General features: G+C 43.0%; 13 protein-coding genes. 1 reads left to right on the top strand and 12 read right to left on the bottom strand.

From position 1 onward, the window contains the following. Nucleotides 1–17: 17 nt before the first annotated feature. From MKY84_RS11735 to MKY84_RS11750, 4 genes are all read right to left on the bottom strand, one after another. Nucleotides 18–1,070, bottom strand: a complete 1,053-nt coding sequence (locus tag MKY84_RS11735) for a nitric oxide synthase oxygenase (protein WP_342526198.1) — start codon at nt 1,068–1,070, stop codon at nt 18–20. Nucleotides 1,071–1,178: 108 nt separating this feature from the next. Continuing rightward, nucleotides 1,179–2,774 carry a diguanylate cyclase gene (locus MKY84_RS11740; RefSeq protein WP_342526200.1) on the bottom strand — a complete coding sequence of 532 codons (1,596 nt, stop codon included), beginning with the start codon at nt 2,772–2,774 and terminating at the stop codon, nt 1,179–1,181. 89 nt (nt 2,775–2,863) lie between these two features. Next, nucleotides 2,864–3,604, bottom strand: a complete 741-nt coding sequence (locus MKY84_RS11745; protein WP_342526201.1) for an SDR family oxidoreductase — start codon at nt 3,602–3,604, stop codon at nt 2,864–2,866. Between the two features lie 20 nt (nt 3,605–3,624). Further along, the gene (locus tag MKY84_RS11750) at nt 3,625–5,034 is read right to left on the bottom strand and encodes a YdiU family protein (protein ID WP_342526204.1); all 1,410 of its coding nucleotides are present in this window, start codon (nt 5,032–5,034) and stop codon (nt 3,625–3,627) included. Nucleotides 5,035–5,349: 315 nt separating this feature from the next. Here MKY84_RS11750 and MKY84_RS11755 point away from each other — a divergent pair, with 315 nt between their 5' ends. Further along, nucleotides 5,350–5,790: a YtoQ family protein gene (locus MKY84_RS11755; RefSeq protein ID WP_342526205.1), complete on the top strand. Its 441-nt coding sequence runs from the start codon at nt 5,350–5,352 to the stop codon at nt 5,788–5,790. A 44-nt stretch (nt 5,791–5,834) separates the two neighbouring features. Here MKY84_RS11755 and MKY84_RS11760 read toward each other — a convergent pair whose 3' ends face one another. The 8 genes from MKY84_RS11760 to gatA form a co-directional block, all read right to left on the bottom strand. Next, nucleotides 5,835–6,797, bottom strand: a complete 963-nt coding sequence (locus MKY84_RS11760; RefSeq protein WP_342528890.1) for a tRNA-dihydrouridine synthase — start codon at nt 6,795–6,797, stop codon at nt 5,835–5,837. Between the two features lie 38 nt (nt 6,798–6,835). Next, nucleotides 6,836–8,188: a 23S rRNA (uracil(1939)-C(5))-methyltransferase RlmD gene (gene rlmD, locus MKY84_RS11765; RefSeq protein ID WP_342526207.1), complete on the bottom strand. Its 1,353-nt coding sequence runs from the start codon at nt 8,186–8,188 to the stop codon at nt 6,836–6,838. Between the two features lie 196 nt (nt 8,189–8,384). Beyond that, nucleotides 8,385–9,413, bottom strand: coding sequence for a cytochrome d ubiquinol oxidase subunit II (locus tag MKY84_RS11770; protein WP_342526209.1), 1,029 nt, complete (start codon nt 9,411–9,413; stop codon nt 8,385–8,387). Further along, complete coding sequence (locus tag MKY84_RS11775) at nt 9,410–10,759, bottom strand: cytochrome ubiquinol oxidase subunit I (RefSeq protein ID WP_342526210.1); 1,350 nt, start codon at nt 10,757–10,759, stop codon at nt 9,410–9,412. Before MKY84_RS11775 ends, MKY84_RS11770 begins: the two co-directional genes overlap by 4 nt. 356 nt (nt 10,760–11,115) lie before the next feature. Next, a complete protein-coding gene (locus MKY84_RS11780) occupies nt 11,116–12,036 on the bottom strand; it encodes a diacylglycerol kinase (protein WP_342526212.1) in 921 nt (306 codons plus the stop codon). 69 nt (nt 12,037–12,105) lie between these two features. Continuing rightward, nucleotides 12,106–12,669, bottom strand: coding sequence for a thioredoxin family protein (locus MKY84_RS11785; protein ID WP_342526214.1), 564 nt, complete (start codon nt 12,667–12,669; stop codon nt 12,106–12,108). Nucleotides 12,670–12,747: 78 nt separating this feature from the next. Continuing rightward, entirely contained in the window at nt 12,748–14,178 is a 1,431-nt protein-coding gene (gene gatB, locus MKY84_RS11790) for an Asp-tRNA(Asn)/Glu-tRNA(Gln) amidotransferase subunit GatB (RefSeq protein WP_342526216.1), read from the bottom strand. Next, complete coding sequence (gatA, locus tag MKY84_RS11795) at nt 14,178–15,644, bottom strand: Asp-tRNA(Asn)/Glu-tRNA(Gln) amidotransferase subunit GatA (RefSeq protein WP_342526218.1); 1,467 nt, start codon at nt 15,642–15,644, stop codon at nt 14,178–14,180. Before gatA ends, gatB begins: the two co-directional genes overlap by 1 nt. Between the last annotated feature and the right edge of the window lie 14 nt (nt 15,645–15,658).

The following is a 15,658-nucleotide window of genomic DNA, read 5'->3' on the forward strand; positions in this document are numbered from 1 at the left end:
TTGTGTTGCTGTTTCTTTCAATAAGGATTTTTTTGATAGAAAAAGTTCGGCGACTTTGTCTCATTTGAATAGGGCTTATGAAATACATGTGTGGCAGCTGGCGACATTGGTGGAATCAACCAACTCCACATGCCCGTCACTTCACGGCCATTCTTCTGTTCTTGCTGCTCAAACTGTTTAAATTGAACCGCGGCCGTATGATGATCTACAATACTGACGCCCTGTTCTTTAAATGAATGTAAGACAGCAAGATTCAACTCTACTAATGCTCGATCTTTCCATAAGCTAGAAGCCGATTTTTGATTTAGTTGATAGAGCTCAGCTACTTGTGGCAGCTGATTGTAACGGTCGACATCTGCTAAATTTCGAGCGCCAATTTCTGTACCCATATACCAGCCATTGAACGGGGCAGCAGGAAATTCAATCCCCCCAATTTCTAGCTTCATCGATGAAATAATCGGCACTGCATACCATTTAAGATGGAGATGCTCGAACTCTGGCTTCTCAGGATGCGAGATAGCTACCTCTAGCACGTGCTCTTTAGGTATTTCAAACCATTCAGGTTTTTCATCTCCTATCTGAATGACTAAGGGAAGGATGTCAAAACGTGTTCCCGCGCCAACCCACCCTAACTCTTCACAAATTTTCGTGAATGCGATCGAGTCAGAATCACCGATAACCTCTCCATCCTTTTCGTACCCTGCGTATCGAAGTAACTGGTGGTTCCAGATACGAACTGACGGATGAAAAACAGATAGTGTCGGTTTAATCTTGCCTTGATTGGTCGCAAAAATAATGTGATGAATCAACGCATCTCGAATGTCCTGTACATCATGTAAAGAACGGTAATCATGGACAGTCATCGTTTGCCAAAATAGGCGACCAATACATTTATTACTATTGCGCCAAGCAAGTTTAGCACCATACTCGAGTTCCTCCAAAGTCAATGTATAGGTTCCCGTTCTAGCAATCTCATCATTTATTTCCGTCCAGCGCTCGCTATAATACTGTTCGTTTTTTTGAAGTTCAAAACAATAGGTAGTTAAAAATTCTTTTGCAGCTTGTATCATTGGATCAACCTCCACATTGTTAATAGTACTGTGCAGAGCGTCGGAAAAGCAAAAGATGACTTCTAACAAGGCGTTGAACTATGACAAGATTATGGCAAAAAAAGAAGCCTAATAGGCTCCTTCATAATCCAGTACGATCTGATTGCGTCCATTCTGTTTGGCTTGATAAAGCAGCTGATCAATTTGATGATAAATTTCTTGAAATTGGTTTTTCACATCAGCTTTGGTGAGTAAGCCTCCCCCACTTATCGTTAAGTAGTGTGCATCTTCAGATGGGGCATAGGTGAGATGCAGTGCTTCAATTTCAGTTCGAACCGAGTTCACGATTGTCTCACATTGCTCTAAATTCTGGGCAGGAACAATGAGAAGGAATTCTTCTCCACCCATCCGCGCTACACAAAATTCCTCAGATTGTGTTTGAAGGGCTTTCAATAGTGCTTGAGCAACTTGGTACAGAGCCTCATCTCCAGCCACGTGACCGTGATTGTCATTATAGGATTTGAAGTAATCAATGTCTAAAAGAACGACAAGGTGTTGAGCATCTTGCAATGAGCGCATGCAATCAAATAATCCTTTTCGGTTATAGACTTTGGTCAGTTCATCTTTATAGATTTCTTCACTTAACTCTAGGTTAGATTGTTTCAATTGAGTGAATAGCGATTTTTGATGATCAATCTCATATGTGAGTTGTTCATTTAATGTCGATAATTTATGCAAATCATTGCTGTAATTGAGTTCTACACGAAGTAACTGTAACTTATTGCGCATGATAGAGGATTCCTTTGCCTGCTCTGTCTGATGATACAATTTGTAATAGCGCAGTGCAGTGGAAAAATTTTGTTTCGTTTCGTAGTAGCGAGAAAGTCTTTCATAAATTTTTTTCAATAGATGATTTGCATCAATAGATAGCGCGATTTGTTTAGCCTCTTCTAGCAACTCTTCATAACTTTTCTCGTACAGTTCTAACAACTCGGCTAAGTTAATGAGAATCTCTGCCATATACAAACGGTTTCCGTCTGGATGAATATGCTGAAAAGCTAAATGGAATTGCTCTTCCGCTTTACTAATTTCGCCTTTTTTTAAATACAGAGCCCCAATTTTATTTTCAACGTCCGCTAGAGCGGAACGATCGGATTGTGTGAGCAACAGTTCTCTACTTTGTTTTAAATACCTATACCCTTGATCAAAGTCATTTTGATGGATAAACAACTGCCCTAAATTTTCTAAAATGATAGCCTGGAAATAAGGTTCTTGTGACTCTAAAGCATATGTCAGCGCAGCATGATAGTGTAAAGATGCCTGCTCAAATTCCTCTGTCTCTCGATACACTTCACCAATATTGTTTTCGATGCGACAAAGTGTAGGTATGGCCTTTATCTCTTCTGCTAGTAATTTTGCTTTATAGAAATAGCGCATTGATTTATCGTAGAACCCATTGTAAAAGTAAACAACACCAATTAAGTTGGAGGATTTGGCCACGCCCTCTGAATCACTCACTTTTAAATAAAATCGTTCCGCCTGATAAGCATTGTCCAGGCATCGATCCATTTTCGTCAAATAGCGATATCCAAGCGCAATCCAATAATGGAGCTCAGCCTGTTCATTGTCGTCCAGCTGTTCAGAGAGAAGCTGCTGTGCTTCATCGATTACTTGTTGCGGATATTGCGCAATTTGAGTTTTCCACTGTGTAGCAAATGCATGCACATGACTTCCCCCTTCCCCTTTATTTGATTGTATTGAATCTTTTACAAAAGGTAAATCCTTTTCAAAAAAAATAACTGCGAAATACGCAGTTACTTTAGTGAATAGCCACCATCGACCACCAAATCTGTTCCATTGATATAACTTGCTTCTGATGAAGCTAAAAATAATACGGCTGGCGCAATCTCGTCTGGCTTTGCATAGCGGCCTCGTGGGTGATGAGAAGAATTTTCATCAAATGCTCTTTGACTACCATAAGCACGAACAGCCAGGTCAGTTTCAGTAGGTCCAGGTGAAATACTGTTAATTCGGATTCCTTCAGAAGCATGACGCAATGCTGCACTTTTGGTCATCGCTATCACAGCGGCCTTTGTTCCACTGTAGGCAGGTAACATAGGATTGATTTTAGCGCCTCCAAGTATAGCTGCATTGTTGATGATGACTCCTGTCTTCTGTTTACTCATCACTTGCAGAGTGTTTTGCATGTAGAGGAAGATAGCTGTTTGGTTAACGGCAATCAATTCATGCCATTTATCCAGTTTTACACGAGACAGTGGACCAGTCGCAACAGATAACACGCCTGCGTTATTGAACAAGATGTCAATGCGCTCTTCTTGCTTGAGAACTTCTTTGAAAAACGCGTCGATTTGTTCAGGCTCATGATTGTCGACCGCAATGAAATGTGCGTTGTCCGATTCGACTTGCGCCGCTTTTTCTTCACTTCGACCGCTAAAATAGACAACGGCTCCTTCTTTTACAAACTGTTTGACTACCTCTGCACCGATTCCTGATGTGCCACCATTTACAACTACTACTTTGTCTGAAAATCTCATCGTCTTATCTCCTCTCAAAGTTAAGTCCCGCAATAGGTAACGAAATCTCGCCCTGTTTCAGGTGGGCGTTGATCAAAATCAAGTTGAGCCGGTGAATACGTATAGGGCTTTTCTAGATGCTCTAGTAGAGTGATGACTTTTTCCATCGAGCCTGTTTCCGCTTCGTCAAGTGCTTGCTGGACGAGATGATTTCTGGGAATTATGACCGGATTGGATGCTTCCATCATGTGTTGGTGCTGCGACGTTCTTGTTCCCATACTTTGTTCAAAGCGTTCCAACCAGCTTTGCACTTCGGTATGACCGAAGAAATCATGAGAATAATCTTGTAGTGTGAGTGCTCGGAATGTATCAGTGTAATCTGCTTTGTGTGTTTGCATTAGCTGCAAAAAGTCCGATGCAAGTTTTGTATTTTCAGTAGTTTGGGTTAAGCCAAACTTTCGGCAAAGTCCTTCATTGTACGCTTGTTCGAATAATTTTGGATAGCTATCGAGAATAGCTTGAGCTCGTTCGACTGCTTGTTCCTGGTTATCACTAAGTAACGGAAGTAAGCTTTCTGCAAAACGCGCTAGATTCCAGCCGGCAATCCCAGGTTGGTTTCCATACGCATAGCGACCTTGTTGATCGATTGAGCTAAAGACTGTAGCCGGGTCATAGTTGTCTAAAAATGCACACGGCCCGTAATCAATCGTTTCCCCACTAAGTGCCATGTTGTCAGTGTTCATCACACCATGGACAAACCCAATGAGCTGCCACTGTGCAATGAGTGTCGCCTGTCTTTGAATCACTTCCTGTAACAGCGACTCATAAGGTTTTTCGTTTTCCGGAATAAAGAGGTGTTCAATTGTGTAATCTGCCAACGCACGAAGCTCTTCTATGCTTCCAAACTGCGCAGCATATTGAAACGTCCCTACACGAATATGGCTTTTGGCAATACGCGTCAATACCGCTCCAGGTTTCACGGTTTCCCGTTGAATACCTTCACCAGAGTAGATGACTGCAAGACTTCGGGTCGTCGGAATCCCTAGATGATGCATGGCTTCACTTATGATATATTCCCGTAGCATCGGTCCAAGGGCTGCCCGACCGTCCCCACCTCGAGAAAACGGTGTTCTCCCTGATCCTTTTAACTGGATATCATATGTCGAATCGTTTTTTGCTTTTAGTTCCCCTAATAAAATAGCCCGACCATCGCCTAACATCGTGAAGTTAGCAAATTGATGACCGGCATAGGCTTGTGCGATTGGCTGGCTGCTCTCAAACGTCTCGTTGCCGGCTAGGAACTTTGTGTAATTTGTCGGTGTATCAGAAAAACCGAGCTCTTCAGCTACGGACTCGTTCCAGATAATAAGTTGCGGTTCTGCAACAGGTGTGGGAAGAATTTCTTTATAGAATGTAGCGGGAAGTGTTAAATAGCTTTGTGTAAAGTGCATTAAGAATCTTCCTTTCGTGTTAAAACATTGTACAAACAGTATACGATTTAGGGGAGAGAAATACGAATTATGCGACTTCTTAGTTTTTGATGTGGAATGCTTCAGGAAACAAGCAGACTTTGTGCCCCTAACATGCTACTTTGTGACTCGAGCGAGCTATTTTGTGCCCCTTAAACTCCGCTTTGTGCCCCCAGTAATTTTATGGAAACTAATTCTATGGCATAATTCTTGGGATATAAAAATTCCTATTATGCGACTTCTTTTCACTATTTAGTTAGACTAAAGAAGACAAGAACTGAAGGAGGAGTTGGAGAAATGGAACTTATAGTGTATTTAGCGGGACAGATTCATGACGATTGGCGTGATGAAGTAAAAACGAAAGCACAGGAGAGAAACCTTGCTATCACGTTTGTTTCTCCTCAAACGAATCATGCCCGATCAGATGCTGTTGGGGAAGATATTTTAGGTAAGCAGCCAAGCGCCTATTATAAAGACGATGCCGCTTCGAGTATTAACAATTTGCGGACTCAAGTCCTGATGAACAAAGCAGATGTTTGTATCGCATTATTTGGCGAATCCTATAAACAGTGGAATACAGCAATGGATGCCACTTTGGCTATTTCGCTAGGCAAGCCTACAATCATAGTTCGTCCTGAATCATTGATCCACCCTCTCAAAGAAATATCGAATAAAGCCAATGTAACAGTAGAAACAGTCGACCAAGCTGTCGAAGTACTTGCGTATATTTTTGAATAAAAAGAAACCAGCATTTCTCATCAAGAGAAAACGCTGGTTTTAGTTTATTCAGGAAGCTCAAAATTCTCAAGAATTTGACGCACTTCAGCTGTAGACTTCGTGTTCATCAGTTGGTTGCGTAACTCCCCTGCACCTCGGAAGCCTTTTACATAAATCTTAAAGAAGCGGTGTAAACCCGTAATCGATCGGGGCACTTCTTCGGCAAAGTGATCCTGCAAATCGAGCTGATACTTTAGCAAGTCCAGATACTCTTCGCTAGTATGTTCGCGCGGCTCTTTTTCGAATGCGAATGGATTCTTAAAAATCCCGCGTCCAATCATCACGCCATCGATGCCATACTTTTCAGTGAGCTCAAGACCTTTTGCACGGTCTGGTATATCGCCATTGATCGTCAGCATGGTGTTTGGTGCAATCTCGTCACGCAATGCTTTAATTTCCGGAATGAGCTCCCAATGGGCATCTGCTTGACTCATTTCTTTACGCGTGCGCAAATGAATCGAGAGGTTGGCGATATCTTGCTTCAAGATGTGAGCAAGCCATTCTTTCCATTCGTCTAGCTCGGAAAATCCAAGACGTGTTTTGACACTCACCGGTATACCGCCAGCTTTTGCAGCTTGAATTAATTCTGCAGCAGTTTCAGGTCGCAGGATCAATCCACTACCTTTTCCGCGTGAAGCTACGTTTGGAACGGGACACCCCATGTTAAGATCTATACCTTTAAAGCCCATTTCAGCCATTCCAATACTCATTTGACGGAAATACTCTGGGTTGTCTCCCCAAATATGTGCGACCATCGGCTGTTCATCTTCTGTAAAGGTAAGTCGTCCACGTACACTTTGAATCCCGTCTGGATGACAATAGCTATCCGAGTTCGTAAATTCCGTAAAAAACACATCAGGTCGTCCGGCTTTTGCTACTACTTTGCGAAACACCACATCTGTTACATCTTCCATTGGTGCTAGCACGAAAAAGGGACGCGGCAAGTCCTGCCAAAAATTTTCTTTCAACATTTCAGAAATCCTCCTACAAAGTTAAAACGTTTCAGTTAAATCGTTAAATAAGTCACGCACTCCACATGAGTTGTATGTGGAAACATATCGACAGGTTGCACTTCATGAACTGTGTATCCACCATCTTCGAGAAGGCGTAGGTCACGGGCAAGTGTTGCCGGGTTACAAGATACATAGACAATACGGCGTGGTTTATGTTCAATCAGCGTATCAATCAACTTGCCATCCAGACCTTTTCTCGGGGGATCCACCACCACAACATCCGGAAGCTTTCCATCCTCGTACCATTTTGTGATGACGTCTTCTGCAGCTCCTACTTCAAACTCTGCATTCGTAAAGCCGTTCAATTCTGCATTGCGACGTGCATCTTCCACTGCTTGAGGAACGATTTCCACCCCTAGAACTTGTTTAGCTTGTTGAGCAAGGAATAACGAAATTGTTCCAATGCCACAGAACGCATCCATCACCGTTTCCGTTCCTGTAAGCCCTGCTGCTTCTAAAGCTTTTTGATAAAGAACGTTCGTCTGTATCGGGTTGATTTGATAAAAAGAGCGAGCAGAGATTTCAAACTGAATAGCGCCAATAGAATCTACGATATGTGATTTTCCCCAGTGCACAAACGTCTCTTCTCCAAAAATAACATTGGTTCGTGTTGGGTTGATATTCTGTACAATTGATACAGTAGAAGGCTCTAATTGACGAATAAACTGAATCACTTTCTCCGGTTGTGTTAGTTTTCGGGATTTCGTCACCAAGACGACCATTGTCTCTCCGCTTGTCTGCCCTTTGCGTACAACTAAATGACGAAGCTGACCACGGCCTGTCTTTTCATCATAAGGTTCTAGTCCTAACTCGAGTGCACGTTCCTTCAAAGCAAGCATCAAGCGATCTGCTTCTTCACTTTGGATTAAGCATGTCGGAGTGTCTGCTATATCATGAGATCCACTCTTATAAAACCCTGCGACTACTCGCCCGTCCTCTGTTCCAAAAGGAATTTGAGATTTGTTACGGTAGCGCCAAGGATTATCCATCCCCATAACGGGAAGTACAGTCGTATGGACTTTGCCGATGCGTTCCATAGCACTCCGAACCTGCTTTTCTTTTACCATGAGCTGACCTTCATAACTCAGATGCTGAAGCTGACAACCACCACAGGTATCAAATACCGGACATGGCGCAGCTACACGGAAAGGCGAAGCTTGCTCGATTTCAATCAGTTTAGCAAATCCATATTTTTTTAATGCCTTTACTACATGTACTTCTACTTTTTCATCCGGTAATGCGCCTTTAATAAATATAGGGTAGCCATCGACTTTTGCGACGCCCTGGCCATCATGTGTTAAATCTTCTACAAAAACCGTCAAACGGTCATTTTTCTTTACAGTCATTCTTTAAACCCCGTTCTTTTTTGCATGATTTCTTCATTATAGCATGAAAAAACTCCTGCCGCGGCAGGAGCTGATTCTACTTTTCTTTTCGAATGATTCCGTCTTTAGGCGCCCACCAGAAGACCGCTGCGATGGCACCAAACAGTACAATGAACGGAGCGTAAAAGATAAAAAAGTTTGTCATGATGATATCCTCCTAAGCGTGATTGTCTTCTTTTTTGCCAGCGACATAATCTTTGTTGAATAAGAATAGGCGCAGGAGCAAGTACAGTGACGGTAATAACAAACATAGTCCTGCAATGAACGCAATGATCAGTGCAATCGCCATCGTTTCATTTGTAAACCCATCATAAATCGTTAAATACGGATACAACAAGTACGGTCTGTGCGACCAGCCGTATGCGAAAAAGGCGATAAAGAACTGCCCGACGAGCAACAAGAAAGCCCACCCGTAATTTCGTTTTGTCCACAATAGATACACCGTTCCGAAGAACAGTAATCCAGAAATCAAGAATGCCCACCAGACATCCAAGATATTCGCGTAATGCTCTGGGTTATGTGCACGAAGTTCTACAATGATTCCTGTTGCTGTAATCATCGTCGGCAATGCCCAGATCAATGCGTATTTACGTAGTAACTTCGTAGCACCAGCGTCCCCTGCTTTACTTGCGTACCATGTTAAAAACACAGCCGAAATATAAAGTGTGGCGGCAATGGCTAATACAACGATACTCCATGTTAACGGACTCAAGAACAGGCGGCTATAATCAAGTACCGGTTGGCCATCCACCATATCGATGAATCCACCTTCAGAAATCGTTAATACAACGGAAAGCGACGCAGGGATTAAAATCCCCGCTGCCCCGTACATAAACGAGTAGCCTTTGTGCCCGCGTGAACCGTATGTCTCAAACGCATAGTACGATCCCCGTATCGCGAGCAAGATGATAGCAATACTCGCTGGAACAAGAAGTGTTGTTCCGTAATAAAAGGCGGTCTTCGGGAAGAACCCGATGATTCCTACGAAGAAAAATACGAGGAATACGTTCGTAACTTCCCAAACGGGCGACAAATACCTTTGAATAATATTCGTTAAAATATGTTGGCGATTGGTCAGCAAACTATAGGCGTTGAAGAACCCCGCGCCAAAGTCGATAGACCCAACGATGACATATCCAAATAGGAAGAACCAAAGGACCGTGATCCCTATGATTTCTAATGTCATTTCGTATCACCTTCCAATCGCTCTTGATCTAGTTTGTCTAGCTCTTTTTCAACTGGATTGTTACGGAACATTCTGCGCAAGACGACGACAGAACCAATTCCTAAAATCAAGTACAAGATTGCAAATGCGACGACCATGATATCCACACTTCCATTGGATGTTGCACCTTGTTCAACAGTCATGATTTGATACAAAATCCACGGTTGTCGGCCGACTTCGGTCATCCACCAACCTGCTTGAATCGCAATCATGGAAAGTGGTCCACCTGCCACGATCAACCAGAGAATAAAGCGCGAGTTCGCAAATTTCCATTTACGCCATTTCGCGACAACATAAAAGGCTGATAACATCACCATGAACATTCCGATTGTAATCATGATGTTAAAGAAGTAGTGGATATAGAGCGGTGGTATCTCATCCTCTGGGAATTGATCTAGTCCAATCACTTCTGCATTGGGATCATTGTGTGCAAGAATACTTAATGCGAATGGAATCTCAATCGCATATTTCACTTCTTCTCCGTCTAAAATACCGTAAAGAATAAGTGGCGCAGCTTCAGATGTTTCAAAATGCCATTCAGCAGCCGCTAATTTTTCCGGCTGGTACTCAGCAAGGTATTTACCTGAGAAGTCTCCAATGATTGCAGTGGCTATGGAGAACACAAGTCCAACTTTGACCATTAAGTACACAGCTTTTTTATGATAAATATGGTTCGAGCCTTTTAACAATCGGAAAGCCCCGATTGATGCTAGTACGAAAGCGCTCGTCATCAAGGCGGTCGAGACAACGTGCGCCACTTTCGTCGGCATGGCCGGATTAAACATTGCAAGGAGTGGACTGATGTTGACCAGTTCACCGTCGACCATGTCAAAACCTTGTGGTGCGTTCATAAAAGCGTTCACCATTGTGATGAATACTGCAGACATCGCGGCACCAAACGCAACTGGAACAAGTAACAATAGGTGTTTCTTTTGGTTTTCAAAACGGTCCCACGTATACAAATAGATTCCTAAGAAAATTGCTTCAAAGAAGAAAGCAAATGTTTCTAAAAACAGTGGCAGGGCAATCACTTGGCCGGCAAGCTCCATAAAGTTTGGCCAAAGTAGTGACAACTGGAGTCCGATGGCGGTCCCCGTTACAACTCCGACAGCTACTGTGATTACGAACCCTCGTGCCCAGCGACGGGCAAGTAAAATATAGTGTTCGTCGTTTTTCTTGATTCCCACGTATTGTGCCAGCATGATCATCAGTGGCACCCCTACACCGATTGTGGCGTAGATAATATGGAACGAGAGTGTCATTTCTGTAAGTAGCCGACTAAAAAATACAGCTTCTTCATTTCCCATTTCGTTCACCTCATATAGAGTATTGGCTAACGGTCATTCAACGAGCTTCATGCCTTTATTCTACCCTAGTTGAAGGGGTTTAATCTAATCAGCCGAACTTGTTTTCAGGCAAGTTGTTACAAGGTTATGACGGTATGAGAATAGCTCGAAAATTACGAACTACAGGGGGGATTTTGATAAGGATTTAGTTCCGCGGGCATTGAACTAAATTCCGAGGGCATTGAACCGAGTTTCGCGGGCACTGAACCAAATTTCGCGGGCTCTGAACCGAGTTCCGAGGGCTCTGAACTTGAAATTACCAGAATCGGTCATAAACAAACTAGCTACTCCAAAATCTTTAGAGTAGCTAGTCAGTATCAGTCCCGCTTCACGTGATCCTGTTCCGGTAATAGATCGACGGGCGCCATAATTTCAATGTGGCGTGCCCAGTTCTCAAAAACGGCAGGTAACGTTCCACCGTATTCTCCGTCTAGATTCAATGAAACTGTTTCTTCCGACATCACACGAATCTTAGAAGCTTTGCGGTAAATGACATGAGGATCGTTTAAATGCTCTCCTCGAATCGCAAGAGTGGCCAACCGAATAAATTCTGCCATATTGACCTTTTTCAAAATTAATAGGGTAAACTGGCCATCGTTGATGCTGGCATCTGGCGCAAGTTTTTCAAAACCACCAACGGAATTGGTAAGGCCAATCAAGAACATCATCGCCTCTTCTTCAAAGACTTCATCATCAAATTCAATGCGAAGTTTTGTTGCTCGAATGGACGGCAACATTTCAATCCCTTTTAAGTAGTAAGCTAGTTGACCAAGCACTGTTTTTAAGCGACTAGGTACTTCATACGTGAGTTCCGTGATTCGTCCCCCACCTGCAATATTGATAAAGAATGTATCATTGACTCGACCGACATCGACAGGGACCGATTGACCACCTGTAATGATTTTCACAGCCTGTTGAATATCTCGTGGGATATGTAGGGCACGAGCAAAATCATTTGTCGTTCCCATTGGAATTAAACCAAGCTTTGGACGTTCGTCATAAAGACTGACCCCCGCCACTACTTCATTTAATGTTCCATCTCCACCTGCTGCAATGATGAGATCAAACCCATTTTCAACTGCCCGTTTCGCTGCCTCAGTGGCATCTCCAGCACCAGTTGTGGCATGGCAGGATGTTTCATAGCCAGCCACTTCCATCGCCTCTAAAACTTCAGGAAGATGACGCTTGAACAGCTCTCGTCCAGATGTAGGGTTGTAAATAATTCGTGCACGTTGCATTTGAAGAACCTTCTTTCTTCACAAATCTTTCTCACTGCCTATAGACAGTATAATACTTCTAGAGGTTCCTTATGAAGTCAATTTTGTGAACCATGCTTCTCGAATACTACTATAAGTGGCCAAATGGAAGTCTGTATTAGTTTCAAGTTGTGTTGTCAGTTCAGCAAAGATAGCTCGCTGCGCTTCATCAAACCCTTCACTACCCGCTTCTGGGAGCTTTGCTTTTTCTCCCATTACATAGTCTTGCACAAGATCTGCTCGAGGGCCCCATGTTGCTAAAACTGTACCCGATTCGTCAAGTAGCAAATATTTAGGAATTGAGCGACCGCCGTTCGTTAAGTAGCGATCGATTAACTCTGTATCCGCATCACGTAATACTACGCGGACTTCCACATTTGCAGCTTCCGTGATTTTACGCAAAATCGCATTGTTCATCATCGCATCCCCACACCAATCTTCCGTGATGCCTAAAATGTGAACGTTTGCTTGTGCTAATCGTGTAATGAACTCGTCATCAGCTGGTACTGTAAAATTCTCATACACATGAAAAGACTCTTGTTTTTTAGTAGTCATTTCATCCATATAAACTGCCAGTGGACGGCCTTCTTCAAAATACTGTTGTTCTGTTTTCATTAAAAACCCCTCCTTAATTAGTAGCATAGCATGAATTCCCAAAATAAGGCTCGTCCTAAGTAAGGACGAGCCGGGTTGTTAGCGTTTTTGAATTTCTTCGTTCAATAATTTGTTGACCATTGGTGGGTTGGCCTGACCTTTTGTCGCTTTCATGATCTGACCGACCAAGAAGCCTATTGCACGGTCTTTCCCGTTTTTAAAGTCTTCAATCGATTGCGGGTTGGCATCAAGTGTTTGCGTCACAATCTCACGCAATGCACCTTCGTCTGAAATCTGCACAAAGCCTTTTGCTTTAACGACTTCTTCTGCTGTACCACCATTCTCGACAAGTTCTTTAAATACTTTTTTGGCAATTTTCGAGCTGATTGTACCATCTTCAATCAGTTTGACCATTCCTGCAAGACCTGTTGGTGTCAGTTTTGTATCTTTTAATTCTTTTTGCTCAGAGTTCAAGTAAGCAGAAACATCACCCATCAACCAGTTGGTAGAGAGCTTCGTGTCTGCTCCAAGAGAAGTTGTCTCTTCAAAGAAATCAGACATTTCTTTTGTCAGGGTCATGACGCGAGCATCATACTCAGTAAGTCCAAGCTCATTCACATAGCGCGCTTTACGAGCGTCCGGTAATTCCGGTAGCTCTGCACGTACGCGTGTCATCCATTCTTCATCGATGACAATCTTGACAAGATCCGGCTCTGGGAAGTAACGGTAATCATCCGCACCTTCTTTGACACGCATCAACAATGTGTTTCCTGTTGACTCGTCGTAACGACGTGTCTCTTGTAGAATTTCTCCACCACTTTTTAATACTTCTGCTTGGCGAATTTGTTCGTGCTCAAGACCTTTTTTCACGTAGTTGAACGAGTTCAAGTTTTTCAATTCAGCTTTTGTGCCGAATTTCTCTTGGCCATAAGGACGTAAGGAAATGTTTGCATCACAACGTAGTGAGCCCTCTTCCATCTTACAATCTGAAACGCCTGTAAATTGAATAATAGACTTTAATTTTTCAAGATACGCATAGGCTTCTTCAGGTGTACGAATATCCGGTTCCGAAACGATTTCAACTAGTGGTGTCCCTTGACGATTAAAGTCAACAAGGGAATAGCCCTTATCTGTGTGAGAAAGTTTCCCCGCATCTTCTTCTAAATGAAGTCGTGTGATCCCGATACGTTTTGTTTTGCCGTCCACTTCAATTTCAATCCAACCGTTTTCTCCAATTGGTTTATCAAATTGCGAGATTTGGTAAGCTTTTGGATTATCCGGATAGAAGTAGTTTTTACGGTCAAACTTAGTAACCGGTGCAATGTCCATGTTAAGAGCCATGGCTGCACGCATTCCCCACTCCACAGCTGTCTTATTAACAACTGGAAGAACTCCTGGGTACCCTAGGTCAATTACATGTGTGTTTGTGTTCGGCTCTGCACCAAAGTGTGCTGGAGATGGCGAGAACATTTTTGATTCTGTTTTTAGTTCAACGTGGACTTCAAGTCCAATGATTGTTTCAAAGTTCATTATGCATTAACCTCCCATAAAGCCGGAGTCTGTTTGTGAAATTCGGTTGCTGACTCATAGGCAGATGCCACTTGATAAATTGTAGACTCATCAAAGTGCTTACCGATAATTTGAAGACCCAGTGGTAAACCTTCTGCAAAACCACATGGTATAGAAATGCCCGGTACGCCTGCCAGGTTGACTGGAATCGTTAAAATATCGTTGGCATACATCGTTAATGGATCATCGACTTTTTCGCCCACTTTAAAAGCAGGTGTTGGAGTAGTCGGCCCTACGATGACATCATAGTTTTCAAATACGTTTTCAAAGTCTTGCTTGATCAACGTACGCACTTTTTGCGCTTTCAAGTAGTAAGCGTCGTATGAACCAGCACTTAACGAGTAAGTTCCCAGCATAATACGGCGTTTAACTTCATCGCCAAAACCTTGTGCACGTGTCATTTTGTATAACTCTAATAAGTTCTTCGCTTCTTCAGCTCGGTAACCGTAACGAATGCCGTCAAAACGAGCTAAGTTAGACGAAGCTTCTGATGAAGATAGCAAGTAGTAAGTAGCAAGCGCGTACTCAGAGTGTGGAAGAGAGACTTCTTCCCAGACAGCCCCTTGAGCTTCTAATACTTTTAATGCTTCAAGTACAGATGCACGAACTTCTTCACTAACGCCTTCTCCCATGTATTCTTTAGGAACACCGATACGTAAACCTTGGATAGATTTACCGACGGCTTCTGAGAATTTAGGAACCTCTACATTGGCAGATGTCGAGTCCATTTCGTCAAAACCTGAAATAGCCTCTAGTAGAAGTGCATTGTCTTCTACTGTGCGTGTAATAGGTCCAATTTGATCAAGAGATGACGCAAATGCGATAAGACCAAAACGAGAGACACGACCGTATGTAGGTTTCATACCTACTACGCCACAGAAAGCGGCAGGTTGACGGATAGAACCACCTGTATCAGAACCAAGTGTGAACGGTACTTCTCCTGCTGCAACAGCAGCTGCTGAACCACCTGATGAACCACCAGGTACATGCGCTATATTCCAAGGGTTCTTCGTTTTTTTATAGGCTGAGTTCTCATTAGAAGAACCCATAGCAAATTCGTCCATGTTGATTTTTCCGACAGTGATCATACCAGCAGCACGTAATTTACGAACGACTGTTGCATCGTAGATTGGATTGAAGCCTTGAAGGATTTTACTAGCAGCAGTCGTTTCAATACCGGCTGTTACGATGTTATCCTTTACTCCAATAGGCATCCCGAAAAGGGGGCCACGCTCTTCACTAGCTACTTGGTCCATCTCATCAGCTTGTGTCAGAGCTTGTTCTTTATTTAAGGCAAGAAACGCTTGAACATCTGCGTCTACTGCATCAATACGTGTGAATGCTTCTTCTGTTACTTGACGAACAGAAAGTTCTTTTGCCGCAATCTTTTCTTGCAGCTGTTTTGCTGTGTGCGTAAAATAAGACATTTCAGTCCGCCTCT

The sequence above is a fragment of the Chryseomicrobium sp. FSL W7-1435 genome, assembly GCF_038595005.1.
Taxonomy (GTDB): Bacteria; Bacillota; Bacilli; order Bacillales_A; family Planococcaceae; genus Chryseomicrobium.

Coding starts and splice junctions, on each gene's coding strand:
- gatB (WP_342526216.1), bottom strand. CDS start 14,178: ATGAACTTTGAAACAATCATTGGACTTGAAGTCCACGTTGAACTAAAA.
- rlmD (WP_342526207.1), bottom strand. CDS start 8,188: ATGACTGTAAAGAAAAATGACCGTTTGACGGTTTTTGTAGAAGATTTA.
- gatA (WP_342526218.1), bottom strand. CDS start 15,644: ATGTCTTATTTTACGCACACAGCAAAACAGCTGCAAGAAAAGATTGCG.
- MKY84_RS11735 (WP_342526198.1), bottom strand. CDS start 1,070: ATGATACAAGCTGCAAAAGAATTTTTAACTACCTATTGTTTTGAACTT.
- MKY84_RS11770 (WP_342526209.1), bottom strand. CDS start 9,413: ATGACATTAGAAATCATAGGGATCACGGTCCTTTGGTTCTTCCTATTT.
- MKY84_RS11750 (WP_342526204.1), bottom strand. CDS start 5,034: ATGCACTTTACACAAAGCTATTTAACACTTCCCGCTACATTCTATAAA.
- MKY84_RS11745 (WP_342526201.1), bottom strand. CDS start 3,604: ATGAGATTTTCAGACAAAGTAGTAGTTGTAAATGGTGGCACATCAGGA.
- MKY84_RS11755 (WP_342526205.1), top strand. CDS start 5,350: ATGGAACTTATAGTGTATTTAGCGGGACAGATTCATGACGATTGGCGT.
- MKY84_RS11775 (WP_342526210.1), bottom strand. CDS start 10,759: ATGGGAAATGAAGAAGCTGTATTTTTTAGTCGGCTACTTACAGAAATG.
- MKY84_RS11780 (WP_342526212.1), bottom strand. CDS start 12,036: ATGCAACGTGCACGAATTATTTACAACCCTACATCTGGACGAGAGCTG.
- MKY84_RS11785 (WP_342526214.1), bottom strand. CDS start 12,669: ATGAAAACAGAACAACAGTATTTTGAAGAAGGCCGTCCACTGGCAGTT.